19 protein-coding genes are annotated in these 23,017 nt (G+C 32.2%); 15 read left to right on the plus strand and 4 right to left on the minus strand.

Annotated elements, in window-relative coordinates:
- Positions 1–22: 22 nt before the first annotated feature.
- A complete protein-coding gene (gene ggt, locus ACFSSB_RS00815; protein ID WP_379899965.1) occupies positions 23–1,711 on the minus strand; it encodes a gamma-glutamyltransferase in 1,689 nt (562 codons plus the stop codon).
- A gap of 47 nt (positions 1,712–1,758) precedes the next feature.
- Positions 1,759–2,361: an acyl carrier protein phosphodiesterase gene (locus ACFSSB_RS00820; RefSeq protein WP_379899967.1), complete on the minus strand. Its 603-nt coding sequence runs from the start codon at positions 2,359–2,361 to the stop codon at positions 1,759–1,761.
- Positions 2,362–2,436: 75 nt separating this feature from the next.
- Here ACFSSB_RS00820 and glmM point away from each other — a divergent pair, with 75 nt between their 5' ends.
- A complete protein-coding gene (gene glmM / locus ACFSSB_RS00825; RefSeq protein ID WP_379899969.1) occupies positions 2,437–3,822 on the plus strand; it encodes a phosphoglucosamine mutase in 1,386 nt (461 codons plus the stop codon).
- Between the two features lie 85 nt (positions 3,823–3,907).
- Here the strand turns inward: glmM and ACFSSB_RS00830 are convergent, their stop codons facing one another.
- Positions 3,908–4,798: a lysophospholipid acyltransferase family protein gene (locus tag ACFSSB_RS00830; protein ID WP_379899971.1), complete on the minus strand. Its 891-nt coding sequence runs from the start codon at positions 4,796–4,798 to the stop codon at positions 3,908–3,910.
- 62 nt (positions 4,799–4,860) lie between these two features.
- On the opposite strand from ACFSSB_RS00830, the gene ACFSSB_RS00835 reads away from it, so the two are divergent.
- Entirely contained in the window at positions 4,861–5,511 is a 651-nt protein-coding gene (locus ACFSSB_RS00835; protein ID WP_379899973.1) for a rhomboid family intramembrane serine protease, read from the plus strand.
- A 93-nt stretch (positions 5,512–5,604) separates the two neighbouring features.
- Here the strand turns inward: ACFSSB_RS00835 and ACFSSB_RS00840 are convergent, their stop codons facing one another.
- On the minus strand, positions 5,605–6,729 hold the full coding sequence (locus ACFSSB_RS00840) for a redoxin domain-containing protein (protein WP_379899975.1): 1,125 nt from the start codon (positions 6,727–6,729) through the stop codon (positions 5,605–5,607).
- A 97-nt stretch (positions 6,730–6,826) separates the two neighbouring features.
- Here ACFSSB_RS00840 and mnmE point away from each other — a divergent pair, with 97 nt between their 5' ends.
- From mnmE to ACFSSB_RS00905, 13 genes are all read left to right on the plus strand, one after another.
- Positions 6,827–8,215, plus strand: coding sequence for a tRNA uridine-5-carboxymethylaminomethyl(34) synthesis GTPase MnmE (gene mnmE, locus ACFSSB_RS00845; RefSeq protein WP_379899977.1), 1,389 nt, complete (start codon positions 6,827–6,829; stop codon positions 8,213–8,215).
- A gap of 127 nt (positions 8,216–8,342) precedes the next feature.
- Positions 8,343–8,798, plus strand: coding sequence for a helix-turn-helix domain-containing protein (locus ACFSSB_RS00850; protein ID WP_289044135.1), 456 nt, complete (start codon positions 8,343–8,345; stop codon positions 8,796–8,798).
- A 7-nt stretch (positions 8,799–8,805) separates the two neighbouring features.
- The gene (locus ACFSSB_RS00855) at positions 8,806–9,900 is read left to right on the plus strand and encodes a site-specific integrase (RefSeq protein ID WP_013622768.1); all 1,095 of its coding nucleotides are present in this window, start codon (positions 8,806–8,808) and stop codon (positions 9,898–9,900) included.
- A complete protein-coding gene (locus ACFSSB_RS00860) occupies positions 9,900–10,847 on the plus strand; it encodes a DUF6617 family protein (protein WP_013622769.1) in 948 nt (315 codons plus the stop codon). Before ACFSSB_RS00855 ends, ACFSSB_RS00860 begins: the two co-directional genes overlap by 1 nt.
- A 156-nt stretch (positions 10,848–11,003) precedes the next feature.
- On the plus strand, positions 11,004–11,306 hold the full coding sequence (locus tag ACFSSB_RS00865; RefSeq protein ID WP_013622770.1) for a helix-turn-helix domain-containing protein: 303 nt from the start codon (positions 11,004–11,006) through the stop codon (positions 11,304–11,306).
- Positions 11,303–11,599 (plus strand): helix-turn-helix domain-containing protein, encoded by a 297-nt coding sequence (locus ACFSSB_RS00870; protein WP_289044129.1) that lies wholly within the window; start codon positions 11,303–11,305, stop codon positions 11,597–11,599. Before ACFSSB_RS00865 ends, ACFSSB_RS00870 begins: the two co-directional genes overlap by 4 nt.
- A complete protein-coding gene (locus tag ACFSSB_RS00875) occupies positions 11,586–12,494 on the plus strand; it encodes a BT4734/BF3469 family protein (protein WP_289044127.1) in 909 nt (302 codons plus the stop codon). Before ACFSSB_RS00870 ends, ACFSSB_RS00875 begins: the two co-directional genes overlap by 14 nt.
- Positions 12,491–14,242, plus strand: a complete 1,752-nt coding sequence (locus tag ACFSSB_RS00880; RefSeq protein WP_289044125.1) for a DUF3987 domain-containing protein — start codon at positions 12,491–12,493, stop codon at positions 14,240–14,242. The genes ACFSSB_RS00875 and ACFSSB_RS00880 overlap by 4 nt, the downstream gene beginning before the upstream one ends.
- 155 nt (positions 14,243–14,397) lie before the next feature.
- Entirely contained in the window at positions 14,398–14,694 is a 297-nt protein-coding gene (locus ACFSSB_RS00885) for a helix-turn-helix domain-containing protein (RefSeq protein WP_038507003.1), read from the plus strand.
- A 15-nt stretch (positions 14,695–14,709) separates the two neighbouring features.
- Complete coding sequence (locus ACFSSB_RS00890) at positions 14,710–15,963, plus strand: ApeA N-terminal domain 1-containing protein (protein ID WP_379899982.1); 1,254 nt, start codon at positions 14,710–14,712, stop codon at positions 15,961–15,963.
- Between the two features lie 21 nt (positions 15,964–15,984).
- Positions 15,985–18,096, plus strand: a complete 2,112-nt coding sequence (locus tag ACFSSB_RS00895; RefSeq protein WP_289044119.1) for a Piwi domain-containing protein — start codon at positions 15,985–15,987, stop codon at positions 18,094–18,096.
- Between the two features lie 63 nt (positions 18,097–18,159).
- Entirely contained in the window at positions 18,160–18,555 is a 396-nt protein-coding gene (locus ACFSSB_RS00900; protein WP_289044117.1) for a hypothetical protein, read from the plus strand.
- Positions 18,556–18,678: 123 nt separating this feature from the next.
- Positions 18,679–23,013, plus strand: coding sequence for a CusA/CzcA family heavy metal efflux RND transporter (locus tag ACFSSB_RS00905; protein WP_379899985.1), 4,335 nt, complete (start codon positions 18,679–18,681; stop codon positions 23,011–23,013).
- The last annotated feature ends 4 nt before the right edge of the window (positions 23,014–23,017 follow it).

Here is a 23,017-nt window from a genome sequence, read left to right on the forward strand (position 1 = left end):
CAACTATAAATTAGTGGTTTGTTTAAAATCCTGAAGCAGCATCATCGCCACGTTTGTCTGCTCCACCTTCTAATTTGCCATTATCTAAAACTAAAATAGCATCTACTTTACCAATAACAGGTGCATCTTTTTCATTAATAGTATAGCCTTTAGATTCTAAATTTTGAATGGTTGTTTTATTAAAAGAATTTGGTTCCATCATAATAACATCTGGTAGCCATTGGTGGTGAAAACGTGGTGCATCAACAGCTTCTTGCATATTCATTTTGTATTCATGTACATTTAAAATGGTTTGCATTACCGAAGTAATAATAGTAGAGCCTCCAGGTGTACCAACAACCATATATAGTTTACCATTTTTTTCTACAATAGTTGGTGTCATAGAACTTAGCATGCGTTTTTCTGGCAGAATACTATTTGCTTCTGCACCAACTAAACCATATACATTTGGTATTCCTGGTTTGCTAGAAAAATCATCCATTTCATTATTTAAAAAGAAACCAAGTTCACTACAATACAATTTAGAACCATAACCAGAATTTAGTGTAGTGGTTACAGAAACAGCGTTACCAAAAGGGTCTACAATAGAGTAGTGTGTTGTTTCATTACTTTCCATAATTTCTACTTTACCATGAGATACGTCTGCAGATTTAGTCGCTTTTTCAAAGGAGAAGTCTTGCATTCTTTCTTGTAAATAGGTGGTGCTAATTAATTGTTTTTGCGGTACATTAACAAAATCTGGATCGCCTAAATAAAAACTTCTGTCTGCGTATGCACGACGTTCTGCTTCGGTTATAATTTGAATGGCTTTATCAGAATTATGTCCTAGTTTATCTAAATCATAAGGTTCAATCATTTTCATAATTTGAGCTAAACAAATACCACCACTAGAAGGAGGAGACATAGAGATAATGTTTAAATCATCATAAGAAAAAGTAACAGGTTTACGCCATTTAGGTTGGTAGTTAGCAAGGTCTTCTTCGGTTAAAATTCCTCCATTATCTTGAATGTGTTTTGCTAGTATTTTTGCAGTTTCCCCTTTGTAGAATTCTTCAGGACCATTTTTCATGATTCGGGTTAAAGTATTTGCTAGGTTTGGGTATTTTATACTATCTTTTTCTTTCCATTCTTTAGTAAATAAAAAATCAGATTTGTTGGTTTTTTTAAAATCCTCTTGTTTTTCTGCAATACGTAATTCTTGATTTTTGGTCACTACAACTCCTTGTTTTGCAAGTGCTATTACAGGTTTCATGATGGTTGTAATTGGTAGTTTACCAAAACGTTTATGTGCCGCAAAAGTACCAGCAACAGTTCCTGGTACACCAACAGCCATAGCACCACGAGTGCTTAGATTAGGGATTACATTACCTAGCGAATCTAAATACATATCTTTTGTAGCAGCTAAAGGAGCTTTTTCTCTATAATCTAAAGAACCAATTTCTCCGTTTTCTAAACGATAGACCATAAAACCACCACCACCAAGATTTCCTGCGTAAGGATATGCAACAGCTAAAGCCAGATCTGTAGCTAGCATAGCATCAAAAGCATTACCGCCTTGTTTCATTATGTCTGAGCCAATTTTTGAAGCTTCTTCACGAGCAGAAACCACCATTGCTTTTTCGGTTATTAAACTTGTTGTAATCTTTTTTTCTTGTTTTTTACAAGCGCATAAAACAATACTTATGAGTAAGCATAAAATGTATTTTTTCATAATAGTTTCGTTTTGTTTAAAATTGCAAGAAGGCAAGCAATGTAAAATTAAAGGTTTTGTTTGTTTTGTAATTCTATTAATTTGTTTTTTGAAAAAGTAGTAAGCTCTTCAAAAAAACGAGTAAATTCATCTTCAAATTCATTATAAAATTCTTGTAATTCATTTACAGCTAAATTCATTTTAGAACGGTTTTCTGTTCTTCGGTTCATTCCGACTAAAACCTTAGAAATACCTTCAATAGTTGCATAGCTTAGCAACCAATTATCTGCTATCATATAAGGCATTAGTTTTTGAATTCTTGTTGGTAAGATTTCAAAATGGTCTTGCAAAGAATTGTAAAAATTATTGGCGTAATCCTCTAAGGGAACATTAGAATACTGACTCCAGTTTTTAGCAAGAAAATGATCGTATAATATATCTACTATAACGCCAGAATAATGGCTGTAATTTTTATGCAAACGCTTGGTGCTTTCTCTAACGGTTTTATGTGCATCTGTAAAGGTATCTATTTCTCTATGTAATAGAATGCCTATTTGTATGTCTTTAGGAAACTCTTGATATCTTTTACCTCTAATACCATCAGCAATAAAGTTACCAATAGTGATTAATTCATTGTTTCCAGAAAGATAAATGTGTGCTAAAAAATTCATTCTGTGAATTTACAAATTCATAACATAAGATTCCCGTTTTGAAATATTATATTTGTTGCAAACATTAAAAAAATTATGACTTTAATAAAATCAATTTCTGGAATTAGAGGAACTATAGGAGGACAAGTAGGTGATAATTTAACACCTTTAGATGCAGTAAAATTTGCAGCAGCATATGGTACTTGGTTAAAAGAACAACGCCAAAAAGAAACGTATAAGGTTGTTGTTGGTAGAGACGCAAGGATCTCAGGGGAAATGATTCAGAATTTGGTAATGAATACTTTAGTAGGTCTTGGTATTAATGTGGTAGATTTAGGTTTATCTACAACACCAACGGTTGAAATTGCTGTACCAATGGAACATGCAGATGGTGGTATTATTTTAACAGCAAGTCATAACCCAAAACAATGGAATGCCTTAAAGCTTTTAAATGCTAAAGGCGAATTTTTAAATGGAGTAGAAGGAGAGAAAATTTTAAATATTGCAGAAGCAGATACTATGCAATTTGCCGAAGTTGATGACTTAGGAGAAATAACAAAAAACCAAGCATATATAGATTTACATATTGATGAAGTTTTAAATTTAGACTTGGTAGATGTTAAAGCGATTAAAGATGCCAATTTAAAAGTAGTGGTTGATGGAGTGAACTCAACAGGAGGAATTGCTATTCCTGAGCTATTAGAGCGCTTAGGTGTACAAGCTGTAAAATTGTACTGTGAGCCAAACGGACAATTTCCGCACAATCCAGAACCTTTAAAAGAGCATTTAACAGACCTGTCTGAAATGGTAGTTAAAGAGAATGCAGATTTTGGTATTGTAGTAGATCCAGACGTAGATAGATTGGCGTTTATGGATGAAAATGGCGAAATGTTTGGCGAAGAATATACTTTGGTTGCTTGTGCAGATTACGTTTTAAGTAAAACACCAGGAAGTACAGTAAGTAATATGAGTTCTTCTAGAGCGTTGCGTGATGTTACCGAAAAACATGGAGGAACCTATGAAGCTAGTGCTGTTGGTGAAGTAAATGTGGTGGAGCTTATGAAAAAAAATAATGCAGTAATTGGAGGAGAAGGTAATGGCGGAATTATTTATCCAGAATCTCATTATGGTAGAGACTCTTTAGTTGGTGTTGCTTTATTTTTAAGTCTTTTAGCAGAAAGAGAAATGTCAGTAAGTGCATTGAGAAAAACGTATACTAGTTACTTTATGAGTAAAAAGAAAATACAATTAACGCCACAAATTGATGTGGATGCTATTTTAAAAACGATGGAATCGCGTTACGCCAATGAAAACATAACTACTGTTGATGGTGTAAAAATTGATTTTGCTGAAAATTGGGTGCATTTACGTAAAAGTAATACCGAACCAATTATTAGAATTTATACCGAAGCAAAATCGCAAGAAATAGCAGATGCTTTAGCAGACCGTTTTATTGATGAAATTGAAGCTGTTTCTAAATAGTTAGATTTTACATTATAAAAAAAACAGCGTACAATGCATTAAGGTAATTGTACGCTGTTTTTGTTTAAGGGATATAAGACAAGGTCTATTGAAATTTAGCTGGAACTTTGTCTTTATGTTTCCAGCGTTTGTGTGTCCATAAATAATATTCAGGAGCTTCTAGTATTTGCTCTTCTACTAATTTTAAAAACATATCTGTAATTTCATAGTCTTTATAGTCGTTGGCATTTATAGCTAGGGTTTTAAAAGAAGTTTCATAATAACCACGTTTTATTTTTTTTACTCCAAAGAAAACTACAGACATATCTAAACGTTTGGCAAGCATTTCTGCTCCTGTATGTACGGGAACCTTAATGCCCATAAAGTCATTCCAATGAAAAGCTTTCTTTGCCTTTGGTGATTGGTCAGATACAAATCCGCTAATAGAGAGTTCTCCTGTTTTTTTAGATTCTAATAAAGTAGGAATAGTTTCTTTAGTAGTAATTAAGTAGCTATTATACCTAGCTCTAATACGTTTAACCAAAGCATCAAAATATTTGTTGGTTAAGCGTTTGTATACACCATATCCTTTTCTTTTAACGTAGGTTTGTAATATAAAAATCCATTCAAAATTTGCATAGTGCGCACACATTAATGCAATGTTTTTATCAGTTTTTTCTAACTCCTGAATAAGCTCTACATTAGTAAAAGTGAAATGCTTTTTCATTTCTTTTTCAGAAATAGTTAATGATTTTATAGATTCTAAAATCATATCACATAAATGGTGGAAGAACTTTTTAGAAATGGTGATGCGCTCTTTTTCGGTTTTATCAGGAAAAACAAGCCTTAAATTATACATAACTGTTTTCTTTCTGTAACCAATTACATAATAGACCAAAACATATAATATATCTGAAATAAAGTACAATACTTTAAACGGAAGAATAGAAATAATCCATAAAAATGGATAAATTAAAATGTAAGCAAGAAATTGCATGAAATAATTTTAGATTTGCAAGAGCAAATATATGTTATATTTGATTTAAAAGTTTCAAATTTATGGGCAATTTAAGTATTGTAACAATAGTAATTATTGTTGCAAATGTGTTAATCTCTTACAAAGGGTTTAATGATTATAATTTTTTTGATACATATAAGTTTCATGTTGGAGGTATAAAACGTGGCGAAAAGTTTAGAATGTTTAGTTCTGGTTTTTTACATGTAGATACACAGCACTTATTGTTTAACATGTTAACCTTATACTTTTTTGCCGATATTGTTATACAAGACTTAGGTACTTTAAGTTTTTTATTTGTTTATATAGGTAGCTTGTTACTTGGTAGTTTACTGTCTTTATATTTTCATAAAGACGAATACCATTACAGTGCTGTTGGAGCAAGTGGAGCAGTAACAGGTATTTTATATTCTGCTATTTTATTACGTCCTGAAATGAGTTTGTATATGTTTTTTGTACCTATACCAATTCCTGCTTATGTGTTTGGTATTGGGTATCTTTTATACTCAATTTACGGAATGAAAAATAAAGTAGGTAATATAGGTCATGATGCCCATTTTGGAGGTGCCATTGGTGGTTATTTAATTACCTTGTTTTTGGCTACTTGGCTTTTTAAAACAAACTTGCTAATGATAGGTTTGTTAGCAATACCTATTGTATTGTTGTTTGTTTTAAAGCGAATGAATAAGATTTAAAAAAGAGGAAATAAAATTATAAAAAAAAAAGCTGAAAATTAATTCAGCTTTTTTTTTGTGTAATTGGGTCTAGAAACAAAGTTTCTGTAGGTATTAGTTTAGTAATGCTGCTATTTTTTCTTCTAAAGCAGGACCTCTTAAGTTTTTTGCAATTATTTTACCTTCTGCATCAATAATAAAAGTTGCAGGAATAGCATTGATATTAAACTCTTTTGCAATAGGATCATTAAAGTATTTTAAGTTAGAAACATGATGCCAGTTTAAATTATCTTTTTCAATAGCATCTATCCAAGCTTGTTTAGCATTTTTTTGTTGTGGTGTACCATCTAAAGAAACGCCAATAATTTCTAAACCTTTTTCGTGGTATTTTTCATATACTTTTACCACATTAGGGTTTTCTTTTCTACATGGTCCACACCAAGCAGCCCAAAAATCTATAATAGTAACTTTACCTTTAATATCATTTAAAGAAATTGTTTTTCCTTCAGGATTTGGTGCAGAAAAATCTGGTACAATACTACCTACAGCAGTTTTTTCATTTTCTGTAATAAATTTAGAAACCGCCTTTCCTGCTCTTGTGTTTTTTGTTGTTTCGTCAAAGTTAGAATATAATTCTTTAGCTTTTACAAACTCTATTTTGTTAGATAATAAAGCACGTTCTAAAATTAATGCAGATAAAGTAGCATCTTTATTTTGAGCCATGAATGCACTATCATTTTCTTCGTTTTCTTTTAAAATACCTTCATACGTCTTACGTAGCTCACTTAATTTTGCGGTGTCTTGATTTCGTTTAGCAATCTTGTATTCTTCAGATAGCTTTTGGTTTTTACTACGTAATGTTCTAACAAAATCTTGGTACTCATTAAAGTAATCGTTTTGTTTTCCTCCATTAATATTAGAAGAGTAAATACTATCTGTATAAATCGTTAAATCTATATTTTCATTTTCAATAATAAAAGGAAGGCTGCTTTTTACATCTTCAATAGTTAAATAGGTCATGTCTGAGCTTTCCACTTTTCCGTTTAAGGTAAATGTGTTATCCACAACTCGTGCGCTATCTATAACAACTTTATGTCTACCTTGAGATCTTAATAACTGTACTAAACTGTTGTTCTTAGGATTGTCTAATTTTCCGTTAATAACGTATCCATCTGATTTTTCTTTAGAACAAGAAATTAAAAAAAGTGAAATACATAATAAGGATATAATTCGTTGCATAAATTTATTTTTTACCACAAATATAGTAGATATTACTAATTTATTTTCAAAATGTAAATATGTTAGTTTTATTTTAACAATTGCTTACTTTTGTAACATGATATTAAATGATACAATTGTTGCATTAGCAACTCCTTCAGGAGCAGGAGCTATTGCAGTTATAAGACTTTCTGGACCTGAGGCAATTACTATTTGCTCTGCATTTTTTAAATCTATTCATAACAAAGATTTAAGTAAACAGAAAACGCATACTATTCATTTAGGTCATATTATAGAAAATAACAAAACTTTAGATGAGGTTTTGGTTTCTGTTTTTAAAAACCCAAATTCGTATACAGGTGAAAATGTGGTAGAAATATCTTGTCATGGATCTGTATTTATTCAGCAAGAAATTATTCAATTGTTTTTGCGTAATGGTTGCAGAATGGCCAATGCAGGAGAATTTACCTTACGTGCTTTTTTAAACGGAAAATTAGATTTAAGTCAAGCGGAAGCGGTTGCAGATTTAATAGCTAGTGATAATGAAGCGTCACACCAAATTGCTATGCAACAGATGCGTGGAGGTTTTTCTTCGGAAATTGCAAAACTACGTGAAGAACTTTTAAACTTTGCTTCTTTAATAGAATTAGAACTCGATTTTGCTGAAGAAGATGTAGAATTTGCAGACCGAACGCAATTTAAAGATTTAGTAAATAGAATTGTTTTTGTGTTAAAACGATTGATAGATAGTTTTGCTGTTGGAAATGTGATAAAAAACGGAATTCCGGTTGCTATTGTAGGAGAACCTAATGTTGGTAAATCTACATTACTTAATGCACTTTTAAACGAAGAACGTGCTATTGTTAGCGAAATAGCTGGTACTACTAGAGATACTATTGAAGACGAAATTGTTATTGGTGGAATTGGTTTTAGGTTTATTGATACCGCAGGAATAAGAGAAACTAAAGATGTTGTTGAAAGTATTGGTATTAAGAAAACGTTTGAAAAAATTGAACAAGCACAAGTAGTTGTATATTTATTTGATGCAGAACAATTTAAAACCGATAGCGAAAAGTTTATTGTTGAAATTGAAAAAATTAAGAATAAATATCCTTTAAAGCCATTGGTAGTAATCGCTAATAAAGTAGATAAATTATCGAATACAGAAGTAGAATCTTTAAAAGGCACTATAGATAACCTTCATTTATTATCTGCTAAAACAGGAGTAGGAGTTGAAGAATTAAAAGAAAAACTTTTAGGATTTGTAAATACAGGAGCTTTACGTAATAACGAAACTATTGTAACTAATTCTAGACATTATGATGCACTACAAAAAGCTTTTGAAGAGGTAACCAAAGTAAAGTATGGTTTAGAGTCTGGTTTGTCTGGAGATTTATTAGCCATTGATATAAGACAAGCTTTATATCATTTTGGTGAGATTACTGGTGAGATTACAAGTGATGATTTACTAGGTAATATTTTTGCTAATTTCTGTATTGGAAAGTAACTTACTTTCTTTTATTTGTTAATACCTTGTTATTGTTGGCTTTATAGTATTTTATCTTCTTTTATTTGTTGTTTATTTGCTCTTTTTTGATTAAATTTGTTGTATATCTGTTGCCTAAAATATAGAATTGTTGCCCATTTCTGTTGGCGAAGATATTGGCGAAATGATGCACCATAACGCACCACGTTGCACCATTACGCTACATAAAGCACCATTTATGAGCAGTAATTTATTCATTCCTAAAACTTGTAAGCATTGCGGTAATGCATTTACAGCACGTACAACAGTTACTAAATACTGTGGTGATACTTGTGCAAAAAGAGCCTATAAGGCACGCAAACGTAAAGAAAAAATTCAAGCTACTCTTACTGAAGATATGCAACAGCAAAAACAAGTTGTTGAGGTTCATAATCCTAATGCAGTAAATAACAAGGATTTTTTAAGTGTTACAGAAGCCTCACAGCTTATTGGTGTGAGTAGATGGACCATTCAAAGAATGATTCAACAAGGACGTTTAAAAGCAGTTCCTTTTGGTAGAAAGCGTATTGTGGCCAGATGGCAAATAGAAAACCTTTTTAATTAATTCCATTATGAAAGTAACATTAAGACAACGCAAGAAGAACGACAAAATAAGTCTGTATTTAGATTACTATCATAAAGGCAAACGTAAAACAGAATACTTACGCTTATACCTTACACCTAATCCTAAAACCAAAACTGAAAGAGAGGTTAATAAGAAAACCAAACAATTGGCTGAAACTATATGTGCACAGCGACAAATAGAAATTCAAAATGGTATTTATGGCTTTCAAGATATTGAAAAGCTAAAAGGTAGTTTTATTACTTATATCACAGCTTTAGCAGAAAAGAAAAATACAAGCTCTGGCAATTATGGTAATTGGAATAGTATGCTAAAACATTTAAAAAAGTTTTGTCCAACAGATGTTAGTTTTCAAGATATAGACAAATCGTTTGTTGAGCGTTTCAAAGAGTATTTAGATAAAGAAGCAATAGGTAGAGCAGGTAAGCAATTGTCTCAAAATTCAAAATATTCGTATTATGGTAAATTTTCAGCGGCATTAAAACAGGCGGTCAAGGATGGAATTTTAAAAGTAAATCCTGCAAATGGTGTAGAGTATTTTAAACAAGGAGAACCTCAACGAGAATTTTTAACGCTTGATGAATTACAAAAAGCAGTTAATACAGAATGTGAACTGCCTATCTTAAAGAATGCTTTTATTTTTTCAGCTTTAACCGGATTACGTTGGTCAGATATTGAAAAACTGATATGGTCAGAAATCCAGCACTCAAAAGAAATGGGATATTATATCCGATTTAGACAAAAGAAAACTAAAGGTGTCGAAACCTTACCAATATCAGACCAAGCAAGAAATCTATTAGGAGAAAAAGGTAATCCAGACGATAAAGTATTTGATGGCTTACATTATAGTGCCTGGTCTAATTTAAAATTACAACAATGGATGATGAAGGCAGGTATTACTAAAACTATTACGTTTCATTGTGCGCGTCATACCTACGCTACCTTACAATTAACTTTGGGTACAGACATATATACTGTATCAAAATTATTAGGTCATAAAGAGTTACGAACTACACAGATATATGCCAAAGTAATTGACGATAAAAAGAAAGAAGCTGCTAACCGTATTCAACTGGATTTATAATGAAAGGAAGTATATTTTCAAGTTTGGTTTCTATAACCAATGGCTTACATAGAGATAATAGACAGGAAAAGGATTTTAAATACTTATTGTCTGATTTTAAATTGAACCAAAAAGCTAATAACGCAGTTTTTAAAGTAAACTTTAAAAAGCCTTTAAATGCGAAAAAAGAATACTATCAAAAGCTAATAATTAATGAAACAGAAAATACAGTAGCATCATTTGTAAAGGAATTTCCGAAAAATGCAACTACACCAGAAAATAAATACAGCTATACCATTCTACTTAATAAATTTGATAAGTACTTAAATGACATTGCAACTTATATCAATAAAAGAGGTATAACAACAGATTTAAATAATGATGACAATTATATCATAAACTACTTAAAAGTATCTGTAATAAGGTTGTATGCTGAACTACAAGAGCAATACGGACAATTTTCGGAAAATACAAAATTCTCAATTTCTGAAATTGCAGAAAAATACTTTAATGATGAAACTTTTGATGTTAGCTTAATAGAAAAGAACACCACTAAAAAAGTTGCTACCAAAAAAACATCAAAAACGAAAGCAACACCCAAGACTTCTTTTGGATATAAAAGTAATGACACTTCAACTTTGCTAACTGTACTTAAACAAGTAAATCTAAAAATCGATTTGTTAGATAACCGCACAACTGTTGAACATTTGCACCAATTGTTATTAGCAAAAGATTTTGCAAATACAGAATCGCAAATTTATCTTCAATGCGAAACTACACAGTTTAGTTACCTTGTAACAAAACTTAAACCATTTTTTAATGGTTTCAATCCTACCTCAATAGAACGTTCTGGAAAATTTATTACTAAAACAGGTACGCTATTAAAGGCGAATAATCTTCACAAAAACAAAATTCACAATCCAAAAGAAAAGGAAGAAATAGATAAAATCATCCAACAACTGCAATAAAAAACAGTAAGAATAGTAAGAAACCTTACTGTTGTCTTACCCTTGTTTTACACTCTTACTAAAATCGGGAAGCCAATTTTCAACCTTTGTCCTGTTCTTGAAAACCAAGAATGACATTTGGCCAGATGTCCTCATTTATTTAAAACAAAATAAACGATGGACACAAATATCATCGAAAAGTTAGACCGCATTGAAAAACTCTTATTAGAGCAACAAACAATGCAAAAGCAAGTATTAAACTTTAATGAAACTTGCAAGTATTTAGAATTATCCCAATCGCACTTGTATAAACTCACAAGTACGGGAACCATTCCACATTATAAACCGAATGGTAAAAAGATTTATTTTCAAAGAGAAGAGTTAGACCATTGGTTACTGCGTAACCGTATGAACTCAAGAGACGAAATCGAACAGCAAGCTGCCGATTACCTTATTAAGAAAGGAGCGGTGAAGTTATGACTGAAATAATCGATTTACTCTTAACGCTCTCTCAAGAAATAAAGGACATTAAAGCACGTATCGAATTGTTACGACAATCGAGAGCAGAAGTATTAAAAGATACGTGGATAGACAATCAAGATGTATTGCAGACCTTACATATAAGTAAGCGAACGCTACAAACTTTAAGAACCAATGGCACTTTGCCTTACAGCAAAGTAAAAGGTAAATTTTACTATAAAGTTGCTGACATAGAGCAATTGCTTCAAGACAACTACTACAACCATAATTTCAAGCAAGATGAAAATAAGTAGAGAAGCAATTTTAGACAAAACACATTATGGTTTAAAAATCTATGCCTATGTGTTGAGACAGTATTATCCTAATCAAACAGTCCTTTCTGTAAAAGGAAGGGACTGTGGGATAACTCGAAACCCTTTTAATGGTGGTAAAGAAACCTTACGGATTCATATTGATGGTATTATAGCAACACATCGAGATACAGAATTAGAAGCCTTTAAAGGTGATGTATTCGATTTTGCACAATATCATTTTAGAATAACCGATGAAGAAGATTTGTACCAGAAGATAAATCAAGAGTTACATCTTAATTTAGATGTCAAGGAAAAAGACAAATTGGAATGGTTGAATGAACCAGACGACACCTGGTATGCCAACTGTAGCTTTTTTAAAGCACCTGTTCGCAATGTGTTTCCTTCGGAAACCTTGCGATTGCATCAAGTATTTGCATTAATCACAAGTAATAAATACAAAAAAATTACTGAAGAATTAAGAGCAATTACCAATGTAAAAGAAGCACGTAAATTTAAAGCGAATCGATTTGATTACGTAACACTTTCAGGAACATTTGAAAAACGAAGCGATAATAATTTGCTAAAGCATTCTAATTTATTAACCATTGATTTTGACCATTTAGAGAATCTACAAGAGTTAAGAACGCAACTCTTAAATGATGAATATTTTGAAACCGAAATGCTATTCATATCACCATCTGGCGATGGTTTAAAATGGATTATTAGAATAGATGTTTCAGAAGTAACACATTCAGAATATTTCACAGCAGTTGCAAATTATATTAAACACAATTATAACATTGAGGTTGACCAGTCAGGTAAAGACGTTTCCAGAGCGTGTTTTTTACCATACGACCCAACAGCCTTTCTACATAAAAGACATCAAGCATTATGACTAAAATATTTAACCCAAAAGATTGGTTAGAAGTTCCTAAAGAGCCAACAAAACCAAAAAGCAACACCGCAACAACTAATGTTGTTGCAGTTGCTGATAACGACATTGAATCCTACATTTCAGCAATCGAGCAATCAGGTACAGACATAACAGGAAGTTATGCCACTTGGCGAGATTTAGGCTTTGCTTTAGCCGAAGAATATGGAGAAATAGGTAGAGATTATTTCCACCGAATAAGTAAAAATTATGCAGGTTACGATGCTAAAGAGTGTGATGCACAATTCGATAAATGCTCAAACGCAAAAGGACACGGAATTACAATTGCTACCTTTTATCACTATGCACATCAGTCAGGTATCAAACCGACTAAACAACAGTATAACAACGAAGTTGCAACAAACGTTGCAACTGTTGTCGATACAGCCAACCAATCAATGCCTACAATACCAGAAACGGTATATGAGAATTTGCCACAGTTTTTACAACAAGTTGTAAATCCTGCTAATGGACAAGAAGAAAAGGACATTTTATTGTTAGGTGCATTAACAGCATTTAGTGCGTGTTTTCCTAAACTCTTTGGTATCTATGACCAACGTAGAGTATTCAGCAACTTATATTTATTTGTAACCGCACCTGCATCTGCAGGTAAAGGAAGACTTAACCAAATTAAAAATTTGGTAGAGCCTGTTCATAAATTAAAACGAGAACAAGCCAAAGTATTAAAGCAGCAATTTCAAGCAGAAACTGCTACTTATAATATGAATAAAGGCAAAGATGAAAACTTGGAAAAACCGAGTAAACCGCCAGAGCGAATGCTGTTCATTCCTGCTAACAATAGTGTAACAGGCGTATATCAATTAATTTCTGATAATAAAGGCAGAGGTTTAATTTTTGAAACCGAAGGCGATACATTAGCACAAGCCTTTAAAAGTGATTATGGCAATTATTCCGATGGATTTCGTAAAGCATTTCATCACGAAACCATAAGCTATTATCGTAGAACAGATAGAGAATATGTAGATATTGAGAAACCGTGCTTGTCAACAGTATTATCAGGCACACCTAAACAAGTGGCAACCTTAATACCCAATGCAGAAAATGGGCTATTTAGTCGCTTTATGTTTTACTATATGAATATAAAACCAACTTGGAAAAATGTATTTCAAAATAGTAATAAGTTAGGTTTAGATGATTACTATAACCAATTAGGTAGTGAGTTTTTAGAATTGTACAAAACGCTAAAAAACAACCCAGAGATTGAAATACGATTAACCACAACCCAACAACAGCAATTCAATACGTTCTTTGAATCCTTACAGACCAAATACATCAACCTACAACCCGAAGAGTACATCGCAACAATAAGGCGATTAGGCTTAATTGCGTTTAGGATAATGATGCTATTCACAGCATTCCGAATTATGGAGGATGGTGATGTAAACGCAACTAAAGAATGTGAGGATATAGATTTTGAAAATGCACTAACCATAATTTCAATTTTAGTAAAACACAGTAGTAAAGTATTTAATGATTTACCAATAGAGCAAAAAGCAACAAAACGCTTAAATAGAAAAGAACGCTTTTTAGAAAGTTTGCCAAAGCAATTTAGCAGACAAGAGTATTTAGATTTAGCCACAAAACAAAGCATCCCACACAAAACCGCAGAAGGCTATATTACCAAATTTGTTGATGCAGGTTTAATATACAGAGAAGCACACAACAACTATTCAAATCCTGCAAAGACATAGTTAAGGATTTTAAGGATTTAAGGATATGATTAAATTGACTTCCTCAAATCCTTAATATCCTCATTACCTGTTAATAACTGTTTATATCTTTTTACTTTCCTTTGGTTTCCTTTTGTTAAATTAGACAAAATTTGACAAGTCTAAATAATTCTATTATGGAGTTTGGAGAGTACATACGTTCATTGCGTGAAAAACGCAATTTGCTATTAAGGGAAATGGCTGCAAACCTAAATATGGATGTTGCCTATTTAAGTAAAATAGAACGAGGAAATCGGATGGCAAGACGCGAACAAGTAGTTGCTTTTGCCAAAACATTAAAAGAAGACGAAAACGAATTAATTAAGCTATGGATGTCCGAACAAATTGTACTAATGCTCAAAAATGAAAAGGAGCGTACGGAAATCCTCAAAATAGCTGAAGAAAAAATTAGTAAGATTGTAAAAAAGGGTTAGGATTTAAAGTAATTTATGTTTAAAGAGAATAAATATTATGGCGAGGTATGGTTTAAATCTGCAGAGGATAATAAGTGCTTTTGTGTATTAGAGTTAATTAATGATGAAGTACACATAACGACCAATTTGTCAGAAAGATTACCTGCCTATCAAATAGAGTTAATTTATGGGGTTTTTACAGGTTTAGGCTATTTAACTTTTGTAAACTGCAAGATTAAAAACAGTAGCAATGGAATAGTAGAGACTAAAACTTATAAGCCTAAATATACGTTTGCTTGTGCATATCATTTAATTGAACCTATAGGTTTGAAAATTAATGAATTTCAAATTGACAATTTAGCAATAGTGAGTTGGGTTAGAAAAATGCATTGGTATAATTCTTTAGAAGACAAACTTGAAAAAGAGGATGACGTAGTCCACAATACGAATATTACTGAAGACTTATCTATTAAAATCACAAAATCAACATCCAATACTTCTAACCACAACTTTTTTAGAATGGACAATGTTGGATATGTCGATTTTAAATCAGAAAAAAAATTGAGTATTCTTGAGAGTATAGATTTATATAATTCATTTCAAAAATTATTTCATTTTTTATACGGTAAGTCTGTACAATTTAAAGCTTTTAATTTTAAATGTTTAAGCTGTGGTAATTGGGCTTCGTTATATTACAAGGATGATTTCAACAAAGAAAACATATCTGGTTTTATAGCGCTTGACTATGATACTATTAAAGATGATTTGTCCAATATAATTAAGCATTGGTATAACAATGAAGGCATAGGTTATTGTGCTGATATTATTATCGAAAATTTACTCTCGGTTAAAACGAGCCATAGTAGGCGATTTACAAATTCCTATACAGCTTTCGAAGCTTATAGTTTGAAATTTGGTAATAAGATTAAGAACTCATCTTTTGCCAAAGATTTATTAGAACAAAAGCAATTATTAGTCGATATAACTAATATTCCAGAAGATGATATTAAAACATATGTATCAAAGATTGTTCGTCATCGAGATTATTTAATACATCGCACTAAAACAAAAAACAATATTTTTTCACAGTTTGAACTATTGTATATATCCTTTTTATTAGATTATTTGGTTGGTTTAGGCTTGGTGAAACAAATGGAAGTTTCTGATAAAATTATTGAAAAAATAATAGAGCGTGCTAAATCTACATACCAAGATATGCAGTCTGTAAATAGACTACTAAACAAAGATTTATTAGTTGATAACAATAATAAAGTTCAACCTTCTATGTAAAATTACAATATAATTTCATTTATGCAAGAACACCTCAAAACCAACATACTAAACTTTAAATGGCCTAATAGTGCGCCTACTATTTATTTAACTTTAGAGGATATTGAAGGTAGTCATCCTATCCATAAATCTAAATTTTCAAGGCAGATAAAAGAGGTGTTTCCAGATGCAGACTTATCTAACAAAGACCAAATATTTACAACATTTACAACAGAAATACCAGATGCACCAAGCATTAAGCTAAATTTAGTAGATGGTAGAGAATTAAGAATTTATAAGCAATTCCTTAAACATAAATTAAGAAGCTATTTTAAATCGAAAGACTATATAGTAGTAAAAAACTTCGTTGGTGATGTACAAGTGTGGATGCCTTCAAAAAAAGGGAATACATCAGACTATAACCTCTACTATAAATTTTCATTTAAGATACAGTTTGCAAAACTCACAGACTTACCAGAGTTAATTGTATCATACGATGGTACTTCAAAAGTCCTTACAACATCGGTTAAGGATATAGAGGATTCAGAGTTAATAAAACGTTGTGTATATGGTCAAAAAACGTTCAATTACCAAATGGACCTCGATACAGAGGAAAAACAAGAATTTTACAATGCTATTCAGTTTGACCAAGCATACCCAATTTTTAATTTGTCATTAGCACGAGCATTAGATATACCTATTGAGGAACCTATAAGACCAATTAATAAATATCAAAAGTACGTAGCACTTATTAATAATTTTGCAACCAACTATCTGTTTAAAGAAGATTTTAAAGTCATATTTCCATTTAAAACTGATACGTTTATAGATGTGCCACTCAATCGTATCAACCATATCGACCCACAAGTAGGTTTATTGGAATTTGGTAAAGACCAATACGGTAACAAGAAAACCCATTTAGTGCCTAAAAAGGCAATGAATATCCTAAACCCTTACAGACGTCCAAACAATCAAAATATCAAGATATTTTTCATTTGCCATACTTCTCATAAAGATTCGGTATTGTCTTTCTATCAAAATTTAAAGGAAGGTGTAAATACAGAAAAGAATTATTATAAAGGATTAGAAGCCTATGTGAACATTAAAGCATCATCATCCAAAGAACACTTCATTGAATTTACCAACGAAAACGACCCAATACCAGAAATAGTTGAAAAGTTAGAGAGTTTAACCTTCGACCACGATAATGTGCTTTACGCAGCTTTTTATTTAAGTCCTTTCGATAAGTTCACACAAAATCCCGAAGACCGCGAAATCTATATTCAAATCAAAGAACTGTTTTTAAATGAAGGCATTGTTACACAAGTGGTAGATTATGAAAAAATGGTGGTCAATATCGAGAATCAATACAACTTCCAATTTTCATTACAAAATATGGCATTGGCTATTCACGCTAAATTAGGTGGTGCACCTTGGAAACTTGCAGTAACCGATAAAAAAGAATTAGTAATTGGTGTTGGTGCATTTACCAATCAAGGCGAAAACAGGCGGTATATAGCAAGTGCCTTTAGTTTTCAAAACAATGGCTTATTTAGAAAGTTCGAATATTTTGACCAAAGCGAAACAGACCTATTGGCAGGAAGTATATGTAAAGCCATTAGAGATTTTACATCGGTTGCAGAAGCAGATAAAGTAGTCATTCACTTCTATAAGGAAATGAGTTACGAGGAACTAAAACCAATTATTAGAGGGATGCATACATTAGGGTTAAAAATTCCGCTTTACATTCTAAATATCAATAAAACAGAAGCAGAAGATATTATTGCTTACGACCTTAATTGGAACAAAAAGTTAATGCCTGTAAGTGGCACATACATACGTATTAGCGAAAATCAATTCCTACTGTTTAATAATGCGCGTTACCCTAATTCACAGAGATATGCAGATACAGATGGTTATCCGTTTCCAATAAAAATTAAGGTAAGCAGTCCAGATGAAGATGCTTTTGAAGATGCAGACGTAGTGTTAGAACTATTAACACAAGTATATCAGTTTAGCAGATTGTATTGGAAATCACTTCGACAACAAAATGTACCAATCACAATTAAATATCCTGAAATGGTAGCACAAATAGCACCGCGTTTTAATAATGGCGTTCCAGACGATGCTAAAGATGCTCTATGGTTTTTGTAATTTACCAATCAATTTATTTGCAACACCATTGCATTCAATAATTTGTATATTTGTATAAATTATATGAAAATATTTGTTTCCATATCAATGTCTATTTTATTCTTTTTTCAAGGGATAAGCATAGATATGGACTTTTGTGGTCCAATTAAAGAAATTTCAAATGTAATTACCCATTATCAAGACCATAAAGTTTATGGAGACTCTTTCTTTGAATATGTAGTTGAAGATTACATTGAGAGCGATGCTAAAAATGAAGAGCATCATCATAACCCAGATAAGGAGAATACACCAGTCCATTCCCATAATCAATGTTGTCACCCTTTGGTATTAATTATTGCGAACAATAATTTGGCTTTAACCAATCGATTTAAGTTTGAAGAGAAAAAACAATATAATTTACATAAAGTAAACTTCACTTCCAGATATTTGGAATCACTTTTCCAGCCACCTAAAGTATAATTCAGTTTTTTAATGGATAGCTATATCCAATTTTGAGCCTAAAGGGTTCATTTCATTTTGTGTAATTCTATTTTCTTATATCAGAATTGTATCGAATAGTTTAACTGAATTAATACATTTTCTATGATTAATAAAATCATTGATTTTTCAATCAATAACAAATTCATTATTGGTTTGCTTACGCTTACCATAATCGGAACAGGTATTTGGAGTATGACCAAAGTGCCAATAGATGCTGTTCCAGATATTACCAATAACCAAGTACAGGTTATAACACAATCCCCCAATTTAGGTACTGAAGATATTGAGCAAATTGTTACTTATCCAATTGAAGTGGCAATGAGCAATCTTCCTGATGTTCAGGAAATAAGGTCAATTTCTCGTTTTGGCTTATCTGTGGTTACTATTGTATTTGATGATGATATGGGAACATATCTACCTCGCCAATTAGTAGCCGAAAAACTAAACAAAGTCAAAGAGCAAATACCTGCTGGATTTGGCGAACCTACAATGGGTCCTATTTCAACAGGTTTAGGAGAGATTTACCAATACACACTAAAAGTTGCACCAGAGTTTAAAGACAAATACAACATTGCAGATTTACGCTCAATGCAAGACTGGATTGTACAGCGTCAAATGGCAATGGTTCCTGGTGTGGTAGAAGTAAACGCTATTGGTGGAAAAATAAAACAATACGAAGTAGCGGTTGACCCAAACGATTTAAATGCTATTGGCCTTACCATTACAGATGTGTTTAATGCACTTGAAGCCAATAATCAAAATACAGGAGGTGCATATATTGAAAAGAACCATCAAGCCAATTTTATTCGTGGTGAAGGCTTGGTGAGAAGTTTAGAGGACATTAAAAAAATCACTGTCAAGAATATTAATAATATACCTGTCACTATTGGCGATATTGCTACGGTACAATTTGGCTCTGCAATTCGTTACGGTGCATTAACCCAAGATGGTGAAGGAGAAGTTGTAGGTGGATTGGTAATGATGCTAAAAGGAGCTAATTCCAATGATGTTATTGCCAATGTAAAAGAGCGAATGACTCAAATTGAAAAGTCGTTACCAGAAGGCGTAATTATTGAACCATTATTAGACCGAAGTAAATTAATTGGCGAAACAACTTCTACAGTAACAACTAACCTTATTGAAGGTGCATTAATCGTCATTTTTGTGTTGGTCTTTTTATTAGGTAATTGGCGAGGAGGTTTAATAGTTGCCTCTACTATTCCATTATCCTTATTATTTGCTTTTATTTTAATGAATGTTTTTGATGTTTGGGTAAACCTAATGAGTTTAGGAGCAATTGATTTCGGAATCATTGTAGATGGTGCTGTAATTATTGTTGAAAGCACTGTTTTTCTTATAGCATCACAAGTTTTGAAAAAGAAACAACTTACATCTAAAGAAAGAGATAAAGTTGCTTCTAATGCTTCAAAAAAGATGATGAATGCTGCCTTCTTCGGTCAGTTGATTATCCTTATCGTTTTTCTACCCATTTTAGCCTTACAAGGTATTGAAGGAAAGATGTTTAAACCAATGGCTTTGACCTTTATTTTTGCTATGATTGGTGCAATGGTACTTTGTTTAACCTATGTGCCAATGATGTCAGCTTTAATATTAAGAGCACCTAAAAACGATAAAAAATCTTATGGAGATAGATTTGTGCATTGGGTTGAAGATAAATACCAACTTTTATTGGTTAGAGCCTTGCGAAAAGGGAAATGGGTAATTGGTATTGCAGTTGTGTTGTTCGGAATAACCGTTTTTATGTTTTCAAGAATGGGTGGCGAGTTCATTCCGCAACTCGATGAAGGTGATATTGCATTTCACGCTATTTTAAAACCAGGTAGTTCACTTACAGAAACTATTGAAACTACTACCAAAATAGAACAAATAGTAAAAGCAAAATTTCCAGAAGTTGATAAAATTGTGAGTCGTATTGGTGTTGCCGAAATTCCAACCGACCCGATGCCTATGGATATTGCCGATGTTTTTGTAATTCTGAAACCTAAAAGTGAATGGACTACTATAGAATCAAAAGATGAATTGATTGAAGCAATGAAAGAAGCAGTTGAAATGGTTCCTGGTGTTAATTATGAGTTTACACAACCTATTGAAATGCGTTTTAACGAGTTATTAGAAGGTGTTCGTGAAGATATTGCTATAAAACTTTATGGTGAAGACATTGATATTCTATCTCAAAAAGCCGAAGAAATATCTAAAATTATCGCAGGTACTGAAGGTATTGGTGATATGAAAGCGGAAGCCACAATAGGTTTGCCACAAATGACAATCAATTACAACAGGAATAAATTGGCGCAATATGGTCTTCAAATAAATACGCTTAATCAAACCGTACAATCTGCATTTGCAGGTGGTACAGCAGGTGTAATTTTTGAAGGTGAAAAACGCTTCGATTTAGTAGTACGATTAAGCGATCAAAACCGTAAGGATATTTCAGATGTTCAAAACCTGTATATCAATTTACCTTCGGGTGCTCAAATTCCTTTACGTGAAATTGCAGATGTAAGCTATAAAGCAGGACCAATGCAAATCAGTAGAGATAACACCAATAGAAGAACCTATGTAGGTGTTAATGTTAGAGGACGTGATGTAAAATCGTTAGTAACTGAAATTAAATCAAAATTAGATGCACAATTAGAATTACCATCAGGTTATTTTATTCGTTATGGTGGTGCATTTGAAAATTTAGAACGTGCTAGCAACCGATTACAAACCGTTGTGCCTATTGCATTGTTACTCATATTTATACTAATATATTTTGCATTAAAATCTTTACCACAGACCTTAATGATTTACATAGCTATTCCAATGGCAACTATTGGTGGTGTTGTGGCGTTGTGGTTACGTGATATGCCATTTAGTATTTCGGCAGGTGTTGGTTTTATTGTGCTGTTTGGTGTTGCAGTTTTAAATGGTTTGGTAATGATAAGCGGACTCAACGAATTAAAAGAAGAAGGTGTAACCAATCTAAAGGATAGAATAGTTGAAGGTACTAAACGAAGAATCAGACCTATTATGCTAACTGCTTTTACAGATGTATTAGGCTTTCTACCAATGGCTATTTCATCATCAGCTGGTGCAGAAGTACAACGTCCATTGGCAACGGTTGTTATTGGTGGATTATTAACTTCAACTTTGCTTACCTTATTTGTTTTACCAATTTTATATCATTGGGTAGAAAACAAATCTTTTACGTTTAAGCCAAATAAAAAGTTAGTAACAGCAACAGCAGTTGTATTATTACTATTTGGCTTTTCACCACAAAGTAATGCACAAGAGTTGAATGATACAATTCCCGAAATTTCATTACAGGAAGCTGTTAAACTCGCAAAAAGTAATTATCCATTATTGAAGCAAAAGCAGTTGGAAATTACAAAACAAGAACAATTAAAATCGACTGCCTATGATTTCGGAACGACTCAAATTTTTACAGGTGGAGAAGAAATTGATAATGGAAATGGCATCTATACAACCATTGGTATTGGTCAATCAAATATCGATGTATTTGGCATTGGTTCTAAAAAGAAGCTACAAGAACAACGCATTCAATTGGAACAAAAAGCCTTTCAACTTTCCGAGTTGGAATTAGAATTGGAAGTTAAAAAAGCTTGGTCTAATTGCTATCAAATGAAACAAAACTATGATTTGTATAAGGAATTGGATTCCATTTATTCCAAATTCGAGCAAGCAGTAGCTTTAAATTATGAAGTCGAAGCTATTTCTAAATTAGAATATTCGGCAGCAAAAAATCAAGCGTTTCAAATTCAGAATAAAAAAGCGCAAGCCTATAGTAATTATCTTATTGCCTTACAGCAATTCAATTTGTGGTTGGTATCAGAAGAAATTTTTACAGTTTCAGATGAATTTGAGGTAGCGATAGATAGTGATATGGAAACATTCAGTATTGAAAGTCATCCATTGTACAGTATGTCGCAGAACATTGTAGATGAAGCGGAAGCTAAATATAAAGCTGCAAAAGCAGATAATTTGCCAAAGTTCAATCTTCAAGGTGGTTTACAAAAAGTAAATGGCAATTCAGGATTTTACACCTATCAAGCAGGAATTTCAGTTCCGTTTTTATCAGGTTCTAGCAAAGCACAAGTTAGAAGTGCCAGAATTGATAAAGAAATAGCGGAAACCAATGTAGCGTTCAAAAAACAGGAAGTACAATCAAGGTTTGTTCAGGCTAAAGAAAATTATATGAAATGGAAAACATCTTGGGAGTTTTACAAAGACCAAGTTTTACCATTAACAAAAGAGCAAAAAACAGGTGCATTACTGGCATATAGAGAAGGCGAAATTGATTATACTGCATTTACGCAGTTGATAAAAGAAGCAATTCAATCGGAACTGGAAGCACAGACTGCATTAGTAAACTATTTAGAAAGCACATTTCAATTACAATATTTTAATAAATAAGACA

Source organism: Lacinutrix gracilariae (assembly GCF_042684485.1).
GTDB lineage: Bacteria > Bacteroidota > Bacteroidia > Flavobacteriales > Flavobacteriaceae > Oceanihabitans > Oceanihabitans gracilariae.